The 11,161-nt window shown below is 33.0% G+C and carries 10 protein-coding genes; 3 read left to right on the top strand and 7 right to left on the bottom strand.

Features of this window, described 5'->3' with window-relative positions:
• Positions 1-20: 20 nt before the first annotated feature.
• Positions 21-2,111 carry an outer membrane beta-barrel protein gene (locus B2X73_RS05355; RefSeq protein ID WP_291095934.1) on the bottom strand — a complete coding sequence of 697 codons (2,091 nt, stop codon included), beginning with the start codon at positions 2,109-2,111 and terminating at the stop codon, positions 21-23.
• A 115-nt stretch (positions 2,112-2,226) separates the two neighbouring features.
• Here B2X73_RS05355 and B2X73_RS05360 point away from each other — a divergent pair, with 115 nt between their 5' ends.
• Positions 2,227-2,661 (top strand): hypothetical protein, encoded by a 435-nt coding sequence (locus B2X73_RS05360; protein WP_291095935.1) that lies wholly within the window; start codon positions 2,227-2,229, stop codon positions 2,659-2,661.
• A 68-nt stretch (positions 2,662-2,729) separates the two neighbouring features.
• On the opposite strand, the gene ftsY is transcribed toward B2X73_RS05360, so the two are convergent.
• The 6 genes from ftsY to B2X73_RS05390 form a co-directional block, all read right to left on the bottom strand.
• Positions 2,730-3,692 carry a signal recognition particle-docking protein FtsY gene (gene ftsY / locus B2X73_RS05365; RefSeq protein WP_291095936.1) on the bottom strand — a complete coding sequence of 321 codons (963 nt, stop codon included), beginning with the start codon at positions 3,690-3,692 and terminating at the stop codon, positions 2,730-2,732.
• A 124-nt stretch (positions 3,693-3,816) separates the two neighbouring features.
• Positions 3,817-3,966 carry a DUF4295 domain-containing protein gene (locus B2X73_RS05370; RefSeq protein WP_084106961.1) on the bottom strand — a complete coding sequence of 50 codons (150 nt, stop codon included), beginning with the start codon at positions 3,964-3,966 and terminating at the stop codon, positions 3,817-3,819.
• Between the two features lie 14 nt (positions 3,967-3,980).
• Positions 3,981-4,163, bottom strand: a complete 183-nt coding sequence (gene rpmG / locus B2X73_RS05375) for a 50S ribosomal protein L33 (RefSeq protein WP_038337065.1) — start codon at positions 4,161-4,163, stop codon at positions 3,981-3,983.
• 11 nt (positions 4,164-4,174) lie between these two features.
• Positions 4,175-4,411, bottom strand: coding sequence for a 50S ribosomal protein L28 (gene rpmB, locus B2X73_RS05380; RefSeq protein ID WP_038337064.1), 237 nt, complete (start codon positions 4,409-4,411; stop codon positions 4,175-4,177).
• An 82-nt stretch (positions 4,412-4,493) separates the two neighbouring features.
• On the bottom strand, positions 4,494-6,149 hold the full coding sequence (gene lnt / locus B2X73_RS05385; RefSeq protein ID WP_291095937.1) for an apolipoprotein N-acyltransferase: 1,656 nt from the start codon (positions 6,147-6,149) through the stop codon (positions 4,494-4,496).
• 143 nt (positions 6,150-6,292) lie between these two features.
• Positions 6,293-7,936: a M1 family metallopeptidase gene (locus B2X73_RS05390; RefSeq protein WP_291095938.1), complete on the bottom strand. Its 1,644-nt coding sequence runs from the start codon at positions 7,934-7,936 to the stop codon at positions 6,293-6,295.
• A gap of 615 nt (positions 7,937-8,551) precedes the next feature.
• On the opposite strand from B2X73_RS05390, the gene B2X73_RS05395 reads away from it, so the two are divergent.
• Both B2X73_RS05395 and dnaK read left to right on the top strand, forming a co-directional pair.
• Complete coding sequence (locus B2X73_RS05395) at positions 8,552-8,878, top strand: tRNA-binding protein (RefSeq protein ID WP_286483038.1); 327 nt, start codon at positions 8,552-8,554, stop codon at positions 8,876-8,878.
• Between the two features lie 265 nt (positions 8,879-9,143).
• Positions 9,144-11,045, top strand: a complete 1,902-nt coding sequence (dnaK, locus tag B2X73_RS05400) for a molecular chaperone DnaK (protein WP_219034149.1) — start codon at positions 9,144-9,146, stop codon at positions 11,043-11,045.
• Positions 11,046-11,161: the final 116 nt, after the last annotated feature.

Below are 11,161 nucleotides of genomic sequence, written 5' to 3' on the forward strand. Positions count from 1 at the left end.
ATTCTCTTTTTGTTTATTTATTAAAACGTTGCAGCTCCTGCAGTTTCATTTTCTAATTTTCGGTTGATATTTGTTTTCTTACCTGTAGCAAAATCAAAGCTCAAACCAACAACAAACATCGATTTATTATCCCAAATTTTCCCAACACGAGAATAATCTACATATTGTTTGTCCATCGTTTTTTGCTTGTAAGTCGACGGCATGCCGATCCAATACATTCCAGTAGAAAAAGTCCAATTATTGTATTTATAACTCGCAAAAGCATGGTTCATGTTTTCTTGTGTGTACAACAATGCTCCGCCCAGCGTATAATACGGAATATTAAATTGATAATCTACACGAAAGTTTTTGTAAACAGATGATAATGCAAAATAATTTCCGATATAATCATTCTTCAAAATTCTACCATCTTTCGTTTTAAAACGCTCTGTTGCTGGTGCTACATTCACTTTTACCGTTAAAATATCCGTTCCAAAAGGTTTGATAGAACCTGTAATTTGAACACCGTAACGTTGCGAATTTTGAGCATTTTCGTACGTTAATTTATACCCTTCTACATTTCCATTGATGATATTTTGCAAATACAATTGATTGATCGGATCTTTTGTATAATAATAAAATGCGTTTGTATTTAAATCAAAATATTTTGAATTGAAGGAATAAATCAAATTATTTCCAAACGATTTCTGAATGGTTAAATACGGATTTCCTTCTTGTGTAATATTTTCCACAACCTGAATCACGTTTTTACTCAATGCCGAATTCCAAGGACTTGTTGGTTTATACGAACTCGAAAAACGTAAAGTTTGATTCTTCGCTAATTCATAACCCAATACTAATTTTGGCGTAAACGTCCACGTATCTGTGTTTGTATCTTCATTCTTATTATGAACATTCGTTAATCCAACACCCAAACGATACGATAACTTTTTCGCTTTTCCAGAATATTCAGAATAGATATATTGTTCTAAATAATTTACTTTATTATTCGAAGGACCATTTAAGTTTTCTAATTTATTATCAATTGAATTATTTGAAATTCGATACCCAGAATTTAATTTTCCTTTCTCGAAACTATGAGTATGCGCTATTTCTCCTACAATTCCTTTTTGATCGGCTTCTAAATTTGTCAAATAATTATATTGTTCTGCACCAGAAATTGTTTCCCATTCGCGCGTTTCGTCAATCGATTTGGTTGTATACATTGATCCTACAACATTTAAACTTAACTCATCTTTCTTTCCTAATTTTCTCGAATAATAAAGATCTAATGTTGGTTTTGAATAATTAGAATTAGAATGTTTGTAGGTTGAATGATTCTCTAATAAACTATTTTGGTAGAACAAACTTGTTCCATTTGCATAAGCAAAACTCGAACTGATATTCATATCCAACTTTGCTTGAAAAGCATATTTATCCGAATCCGAATTGGTGTATCGTAATGCAATTGTTTGATCCGTATACCCAAAATATTCGTTGCGCTGATTTTCTGTTCTATAATGAATATTATTTAAGTTATAATCATAAATATTCATCGAAGTACGATCTTTATAATCTCTTAGATAGATGTTATACTCCAATCCAAAGTTATTTTTTCCTTTCGTAAAATTCGCATATGCAGAACCATTTATAAAACCTGTTGTAAACGCCGAAGTGAGATCAGCTCCGTACACATAACCATTTTCTGGATTTCGTGTAATCAAATTCACTATCTGATCTGCACGATTTGCATAACGCGCTGGCGGAATATCAAAATACTCTACACGCACCACATCTTGCGGTTTCACGGCACGAATTTGATTATCTGTTGCCTCAATTCCATTAATCAACAACAAAGTCGTTCCACCTTTTGTACTCTGTATTGTATTCGAAATTGGATCAACTTGTAATTCAGGTAACGTATTCAACAAATCTTTTGCGTAGCGCGCTTTTTCCAACGCTTCTTTATCAAACGTATAAACTGCTTTGTCCGCAAACATTTTTTTGCGTTGCGATTGAACTAAAACTTCTTTTATTTCAATTGGATTATAGTCCGTTGAATCTTGCTTTTCGTCTTGTCCAAAAGCAAAAATTCCTGACAATGTAACAGCAAGTACAAAAAATTTCTTCATGGTTAATTCTTCTATTAAGAGTTAGTGTATATTTAAATGACGCATGAAGAACAAATAAGTTACATAAGAATTGCAATTATTTTTGATAACTTTACGCTAAACAAGATTTTTGAGTTTGAAAAAATTATTTCTTTTTATCGCACTTTTTACAAGTTTCAATTTATTATATGCGCAAGAACAAGCTGAACGTTCGTTGACAGAATATCGTGTCGAAAGTTTTCAAACGCCTTTGGTTGCAAAAAAAATGCTATATGATTGGTTAGGAAAATGGGACAATGTTTTGTACAACGAAAAAAATCAACCGTTGTTAGTTTGGTCGAATAAAAATATCATTAATGAAGCCAATGAAACCTTTACTTTGATTGCATCGAGCGTAGAAAATGATGAAGAAATGTACGGAACCGTTCAAGTTTTGACAAGTAAAAAACAAGATGCTTTAGCGAAAGATTCTCCTTTTAGAGAATATTTAAACGAGTTTCTAAAAACAATTTCGAAAAAAGAAAACAAAAGCAAAAAGTTTTATAAAGAATATATTAAGGTGATTTATTAAAACTATATCATAAAAAAATCCTTCAAGAAAAACTTGAAGGATTTATATTTTTATAGGAATTAAATTTCTTAATTATTTCGTTTGAAGAAAGAATCGACAAACTCCATTTTATTGAAAACTTGCAAGTCATTGATTCCTTCACCAACACCAATGTATTTAACTGGAATCTTAAATTGATCTGAAATTCCAATTACCACTCCTCCTTTTGCTGTTCCATCTAATTTTGTAACCGCTAAAGAAGAAACTTCTGTTGCTTGTGTAAATTGTTTTGCTTGCTCAAAAGCATTTTGACCTGTAGAACCATCTAACACTAATAAAACTTCGTGAGGCGCATCTGGAATTACCTTTTGCATCACACGTTTTATTTTTGTCAACTCGTTCATCAAGTTAATTTTGTTGTGCAAACGTCCTGCAGTATCAATCAAAACAACATCTGCATTTTGCGCAACTGCCGACTGAATGGTATCAAATGCAACCGAAGCAGGATCAGAACCCATTGCTTGTTTTACAATTGGTACACCTGCACGCTCCGACCAAATTACTAATTGATCTACAGCCGCCGCACGAAACGTATCAGCTGCTCCCAGAACCACTTTAAGTCCTTGTGATTTGAACTGAGAAGCCAATTTACCAATCGTAGTTGTTTTACCAACTCCATTTACTCCGACCACCATAATAACGTATGGTACATCTTTCTTCGGAATCGAAAAACCGTTTGTATCTTCTATATTATTTTCGGAAAGTAAGCCTGCAATTTCTTCGCGAAGAATTAAATCTAACTCAGAAGTCGAAACATATTTATCACGTTCTACACGTTCTTCTATTCGACGAATAATTTTGATCGTTGTTTCAACACCGACATCAGAAGAAATCAATACTTCTTCTAAATCATCTAAAACCTCATCGTCTACTTTAGATTTACCTACTACAGCGCGACTGATTTTATCGAATAGAGAAGTTTTAGATTTTTCTAATCCTTCATCTAATTTTTCTTTGCTTTCTTTACCTAATATCTTTTTGAACCAACTCATTAATAAGCTAAATTTCTTAAAATTTTGTACGAAGATACATAAAATATAAGGAAATAAAAAAGCCGCCCTGAAAACGAGGCAGCTCAATTAACCTTAAATATTTTTTGTTAAGGAGATGATTTGATTATTTCGTGAAGAAAGAATCTGCTTCATCAGCGTTAACTACTTTTTCAACAAATACGTAAGCTCCAGATTTTGGAGATTTTACCATTTTGATAACTTTGGTCATTTTTTTAGACCCAGTTTGTAGGGTTGCTACCGTTTTCTTTGCCATCGTCTAAAATTTTATTATTTAATCTCCTTGTGAATTGTATACTTTTTCAATACTGCGTTGTATTTTTTCAACTCAATACGATCTGGAGTATTTTTTTTGTTTTTAGTTGTGATATAACGAGACATTCCTGGCATACCACTTTCTTTATGCTCTGTACATTCTAAAATAACCTGTACTCTGTTTCCTTTTTTTGCCATGGTGTCTTAAATTATTTGATTAAACCTTCTTTACGTGCACGTTTAACAGCCTCATCAACTCCTAATTTGTTGATTGTTTTTAAACCGTGTGCAGAAACTCTTAATGTAATCCACTCACCAGTTTCTGGCATAAAAAATCTCTTTTTGAACAAATTCACTTCAAAAGTGCGTTTTGTTTTATTATTAGCATGAGAAACATTGTTTCCCACTAATCTCTTCTTACCTGTAATTTGACAAATTTTTGACATCTTATTTTGTATTGTCCTATTTTAAACGGAGTGCAAAGTAACAAATTATATATTACTTATACAACTCTTTAGGTTATTAATTTTATATTTTTTTCTTATTTTGTTTATATAACAACTTCTGCGCAAGAGTATAAGCCAAGATAATTCCCATTACCAACAGCGCTATTCTCGCGATTACATCGCCATATTTTGTATAAAACGTTAATTCACTATTCATTAAAATTGTACCATTTAAGGCACCCTGCTCTCCATATGGTAAAGACTTCATTATATCTCCTCGCTGATTAACGAAAGCCGAAATACCTGAATTTGCAGATCTAACGATAGCGCGTCTATTTTCAATAGCTCTCAAATTACCATATAATAGTAATTGACGATGACCATCGGTAGAGCCCCACCAAGAATCGTTGGTCATTGTGAATATAACATTTGCGCCTTCTCTCACATATTCTGTTGTATAGTCCCCGTAAATAGATTCGTAACATATAACCGGAGCAACAGTAGCGTTGTTTGTTTTATTCTTGAAAACAGAACGATGAGGTTGAATCCCCAACGTTTTTGTTGTGCCGCCAAAGTTAAGCATAAATTCTCCAATAATTGGCATTAAAATGTTTCGATATGGAAAAATTTCTACTCCAGGTACTAATTTACTCTTGTGATAAACTTCTATCGAATCGTTTCCACTTATCTGCAAAGCTGAGTTATAAGCGTCGTACCACGTAATTCCATCTCTCATAACAGATGCCGTTTCCGATGCTAAAGATTGCATTGGATAAATTCGCATGATAGATGCTCCTGTTACAAAATGTAAATCTTTTTTGGTTTTTGTCCATTGCTGAATGTCTTGTATAATTAAATCATCATACATATTATCAAAAATCAAAGCAGATGATCCAGGTACGGCTGTTTCTGGTGCAACAACAAATTGAGTTTTTGGTTTAATATTTTTCAGTGCCAATTGTTTCAATTCTTCATAAATCTGCAAACCATCTTTCATATACTTTTCGTTGTATGGATCAAGATCTGGCTGAAGAACTAACACATCAAGTGCTTTTCCCTTTTCTTCGTAATTCGCATAAATAATATAAGAAATACCAATTGGCACAGCAATTAATAATCCAGCGTAAATACCTAATTTATTTAGATATCTCATTTCTTTCTTATTAATATAAGCCGTCAAATAATAGAATACCGTAATATTAACTAACCAAATCCAAAGTGCACCTCCAAAAGTTCCTGTGTATTCGTACCATTGCACCCATTCGTAATATTTTGCAAAACCATTTCCAAGATTAAACCAAGGCCAAGTCAACTCCCAATTCAAGGTTAGTTTATCGAAACTCATCCAAATCGCAGGAAGAAAAACCAATCCATATAAATTACCAGCTTTTGTTTTGACAAAATGATACAACTGAAAAACAATTGACATAAACAACGAATTCGCCACAACGGGAATCAAATAAGCGCTCCACGAATTGTACAAATCTCCATTCGCGTCCGTTTCTTGTGCATAATGCAACCACCAAATTACAATCGCATTCCAAATAAAGAAAGCTAAAAACGAAAGTCCGAAAATTTTACGTCCTTTTTTCTTAAATTCTGCGCGTTGCGTGATTTGATGTTCTGCTAACATCAAGGGTACAAATCCTATAAATAATAACAATGGAAAACCATGCGATGGCCAACCTGCTGTTAATAATAATCCTGATAAGATTGCGTATGCAATATATTTTTTCATGTCACAAATTTATAATTTCATCATTCAATAACCGATGATATTTGTTTGGAATATTTTATAAATCATTTTGGATGAGAACCTGAAAACAAGTTCAGATTGACTTTCCTTGTCATATTGAACTTGTTTCAATATCTCATTTAGTTTTAATAAATAATATGTGAATCGATATAATAATTTGGATTAATTGTTACATCAATCGCTTTTGTAATCGTTGAATTATTAATTGTTTGCCAATTAGTCGTAGGATTGATTGTTATATCAGAATCTTTCAATCGCAAAGCCATCGTAAATCCATCCACCACATTCGTATATCTATATTCAACTTTATTTCCATTTTGTTTAAGTTCTAAAGTAGGTACTTTAACTGTTCTTAAATATTGATTGAAAAAAGCGTTCAAATTTAAACCAGAAAACTTCGCAATATAATTTTCAATTTCCTCTGTAGTTACAGTTTGATGATAAAATTCTTTGTTTAATCCACGCAACATTTGTCTGAATTTTTCATCATTATTCATCCAAGTTCTCAACGTGTGAATCATATTTGCACCTTTATAGTACATATCGCCACTACCCTCTTGGTTTACGCCATACACGCCGATAATTGGAATATCATTTTGGATTGCCTTTCTCGTTCCACGCACATATTCGCTTGCAGCTTCTTTTCCATAATAAGTTTCTGTGAACAAAGTTTCCGAATAAGCCGTAAAAGCTTCGTGAATCCACATATCTGCCACATCCTTTTCGGTAATATTATTCCCAAACCATTCGTGACCAGCTTCATGAACGATGATAAAATCCCATTTCAATCCCCAGCCAGAACCTGATAAATCACGACCTAAATAACCATTCTCGAATTTATTTCCGTACGCAATTCCAGATTGATGTTCCATTCCCAAATGCGGAGCTTCTACAATCTTGAAAGAATCTTCGTAAAATGGATAAGGTCCAAACCAATATTCAAAACTTTTCAACATCAATTTTGCTTGTTCAAACTGCGATTTTGCTTTATCTATATTATAATCTAACACATAATAATCTAAATCCAATTTACCTTTTTCGCCTTCGAAAGTATCTTTGAAATTGACATAATGTCCGATATAAGGAATGATATTATAATTATTGATTGGATTAACAACTTTCCATGTAGAAGTTGTTTTACCATTTTTCTCTTTTTTAGAAACTAATCGTCCATTACCAACTCCTACCAAATTTTTTGGTGTGATAATTTCCAATTCCATTCCATTATCTGGTTCATCGCCTAAATAATCTTTGTTCGGAAACCAAGCACTTGCACCCAAACCTTGCACGGCAACAGACATCCAATCGCGACCTTTTTCATCTTTCGCAAAAATCCAACCACCATCCCAAGGTGCTCTCACCGCAACACGAGGATTTCCATTGTATTCTAATTCTAATTGATTCGACGTATTCTTGATATTTTTTCCGACATTAATAAAATAAACATTTCCATCACGTTTGAAATCAGAAATTTTCTTTCCATTCAATTTTACAGCCGAAACCATCATCGGATCTTGTAAATCTATCTGCAATAAATCTGATTGTTGAGGAGCAATTTTATCAAACGTAATTGTCGTTTTTCCTTTTATCGATTTTGACTGATAATCTGGTTCTACACTTACTTTATATTTTTTAACATCCCACCAATTTCGGAATTCATTATTCGTTCCGCGAAGCGAATCTTGTCGCGTAAACTCTTGTTTGTTATTAAGTACTTGTGCATTTGTTGTTATCGAGATCAAGCCAAGTAATAGTACTAATTTCTTCATAGTCATTTTTAAAACATATCAAAAATAAGATTATATATTTGATAAATAAGCCAAAAAGCTATGATTACAGAAAAATTTAAGGAAAGAATAAATTATTTAAAAAATAATCACTTAATCGTTGAAGCATTGTACGAAATTTTAGATGAATTGAAATTAAAACATAATGCTTTTACAGGTTTTACGTTTCGAGAAGAAATCGATCCAAAAGGTTTTTTATTGACTGCAGAAGGTGAAGAAAAAACAGGAATTACAATTCGTGTTCCGCGTAATATTCTTGATTTTGATTTAGTATTACTTTCCAATGTTTTGATGCACGAAATGGTACATGTTTTTCAGCGTTCGGGCGAAAATCAAATTGAATTGCGAGAAGAACGCGAATGGCAAGCGTATACAGAAATGATTTTTCATAAACAATTTCCAAACGTTCCTCCATTGACTAATTTTTACATCAAACAATTTGGCGAAAAAGCGTTGACGTATTATAACCGAATGCCAGATAACATGAAAACGAAATATGCGAATGAAAAAACTGATTTAGAAAAAATTCTGCAAACGATTTACGATAAAGAGAATAAACTAAAAGAAGAACCAAAACCTGAAAATAATACTGAAACAATTTCTTGGCAAGATTTCGAGAAAGTTGATATGAGAATTGGGACAATTATCAGTGCAAATAATTTTCCGAAAGCAAGAAATCCTGCTTATCAGTTAGAAATTGATTTTGGTCCGTTAGGAATCAAGAAAAGTTCGGCACAAATTACATCGCTTTATAACAAAGAAGAATTGATTGGAAAACAAATAATGGCTGTGGTTAACTTTCCGAAAAAACAAATTGCCACTTTTATGAGCGAATGTCTCGTGATGGGCGTTTATGGAAATAATAATGATGTTATTCTCTTGAATCCCGAACGAAAAGTTGAAAACGGAAGTAAGATTGGGTAATATTGAGATTGAGACTAAGACTGAGATAAAGTTTGAGTTTAAGTATATAACTTAACGCTGACATTTTATCAACCAATAAACTGACTTTTTTATCGATAAATAATCAAATCATTAATCATAATCTGACAACCTGACATCTAAAATCTATTGGATGTCATTTTTTTTATGTTGGCACAAAGATTGACTATTCTGGTGTAGCATCATTTTTGATGATGTGTAAAAGTTTAAAATAAATCATTAATAATATAAAAAATAACTAAACAATATGAGCAAAATAATCGGAATCGACTTAGGTACAACGAACTCTTGTGTTTCTGTAATGGAAGGTAGCGAGCCAGTTGTAATTCCAAATGCAGAAGGTAAAAGAACTACTCCATCTATCGTAGCATTCGTAGAAGGAGGAGAAATTAAAGTTGGTGATTCAGCAAAACGTCAAGCTGTAACAAACCCAAAGAAAACGATTTATTCTATTAAACGTTTCATGGGAACTAAATTTAATAATGATGCAGATGAAATCGGTCGTGTTCCTTATTCAGTTGTAAAAGGAAACAATGATACGCCAGCAGTTGATATTGATGGACGTAACTATACTCCACAAGAAATCTCAGCAATGATTTTACAAAAAATGAAAAAAACTGCTGAAGATTATTTAGGACAAGAAGTATCAAGAGCGGTAATTACTGTACCAGCTTATTTTAACGATGCTCAACGTCAAGCAACTAAAGAAGCTGGTGAAATTGCAGGTCTTAAAGTAGAACGTATTATCAACGAGCCTACTGCTGCTGCATTAGCTTACGGATTAGACAAAGCAAACTCAGATAAAAAAATCGTTGTTTACGATTTAGGTGGTGGTACTTTTGACGTATCTATCCTAGAATTAGGTGACGGTGTATTCGAAGTGTTATCTACAAACGGTGATACACACTTAGGAGGTGATGATTTTGATGATGCAATCATCAATTGGTTAGCTTCTGAATTCCAAGCGAAAGAAGGTGTAGATTTGAAAAAAGACGCAATGGCTTTACAACGTTTACGTGAAGCTGCTGAAAAAGCTAAAATCGAATTATCTTCTTCTGCTCAAACAGAAATTAATTTACCATACGTTACAGCTAACGAAACAGGACCAAAACACTTAGTAGAAACTTTAACTCGTTCTAAATTTGATCAGTTAACAGAAGATTTAGTACGTCGTTCTATGGAGCCTTGTAAAAAAGCGTTATCTGATGCAGGTTTATCAATCAACGATATCGACGAAGTTATCTTAGTTGGTGGATCTACACGTATGCCAAAAATCCAAGAAGAAGTAGAAAAATTCTTCGGTAAAAAACCATCTAAAGGAGTTAACCCAGACGAGGTTGTTGCAATTGGTGCAGCTATCCAAGGAGGTGTTTTAACAGGTGATGTAAAAGACGTATTATTATTAGACGTTACACCATTATCTTTAGGTATCGAAACTTTAGGAGGAGTATTCACAAAATTAATTGAAGCGAATACAACAATTCCAACTAAAAAATCTGAAGTTTTCTCAACTGCAGTTGACAATCAACCAGCAGTAACATTAAGAATTGGTCAAGGAGAGCGTCCATTATTCAACGATAACAAAGAAATCGGACGTTTTGACTTAGTAGATATTCCACCAGCACAAAGAGGTGTTCCTCAAATCGAAGTAACATTTGATATTGATGCGAATGGTATCTTAAGTGTATCTGCAAAAGATAAAGGAACAGGAAAAGAGCAATCAATCAAAATTGAAGCTTCATCTGGATTATCTGATGCTGATATTGAAAGAATGAAAAAAGAAGCACAAGAAAATGCTGCAAAAGACGAAGAAGCAAAAAACAAAATTGAAAAAGTAAATGCTGCTGACGCGTTAATTTTCCAAACGGAAAAACAATTGACTGAGTACGGAGATAAAATTCCTGCTGACAAAAAACAACCAATTGAAGAAGCTTTAGCTGAGGTTAAATCTGCTCACGCTGCTCAAGACGTTGCTGCAATTGATGCTTCTATGGAAAAATTAAATACAGCTTGGAATGCTGCTTCACAAGAAATTTATGCTGCAATGAACGAAGGTCAAGAAGGTGGTGCACAAGCGCAACCAGGAGCTGATCAAGGTCAAGCAAAAAATGATGGTGTTGAAGACGTAGACTTCGAAGAAGTTAAATAATAGAATTTCATTTATCAATAGGAAAGCCTCGCATTGCGAGGCTTTTTTATGTTTATTAATATAAATAGTTTATTTTTTAAATCATCTCGGTTTCATATAATACAAAAAATCCACTT

It is taken from the genome of Empedobacter sp. UBA7252, from assembly GCF_002472765.1.
GTDB classification, from domain to species: domain Bacteria; phylum Bacteroidota; class Bacteroidia; order Flavobacteriales; family Weeksellaceae; genus Empedobacter; species Empedobacter falsenii_B.

Coding starts and splice junctions, on each gene's coding strand:
- rpmG (WP_038337065.1), bottom strand. CDS start 4,163: ATGGCAAAAAAAGGAAACAGAGTACAGGTTATTTTAGAATGTACAGAG.
- B2X73_RS05390 (WP_291095938.1), bottom strand. CDS start 7,936: ATGAAGAAATTAGTACTATTACTTGGCTTGATCTCGATAACAACAAAT.
- lnt (WP_291095937.1), bottom strand. CDS start 6,149: ATGAAAAAATATATTGCATACGCAATCTTATCAGGATTATTATTAACA.
- dnaK (WP_219034149.1), top strand. CDS start 9,144: ATGAGCAAAATAATCGGAATCGACTTAGGTACAACGAACTCTTGTGTT.
- B2X73_RS05370 (WP_084106961.1), bottom strand. CDS start 3,966: ATGGCAAAGAAAACGGTAGCAACCCTACAAACTGGGTCTAAAAAAATG.
- rpmB (WP_038337064.1), bottom strand. CDS start 4,411: ATGTCAAAAATTTGTCAAATTACAGGTAAGAAGAGATTAGTGGGAAAC.
- B2X73_RS05355 (WP_291095934.1), bottom strand. CDS start 2,111: ATGAAGAAATTTTTTGTACTTGCTGTTACATTGTCAGGAATTTTTGCT.
- ftsY (WP_291095936.1), bottom strand. CDS start 3,692: ATGAGTTGGTTCAAAAAGATATTAGGTAAAGAAAGCAAAGAAAAATTA.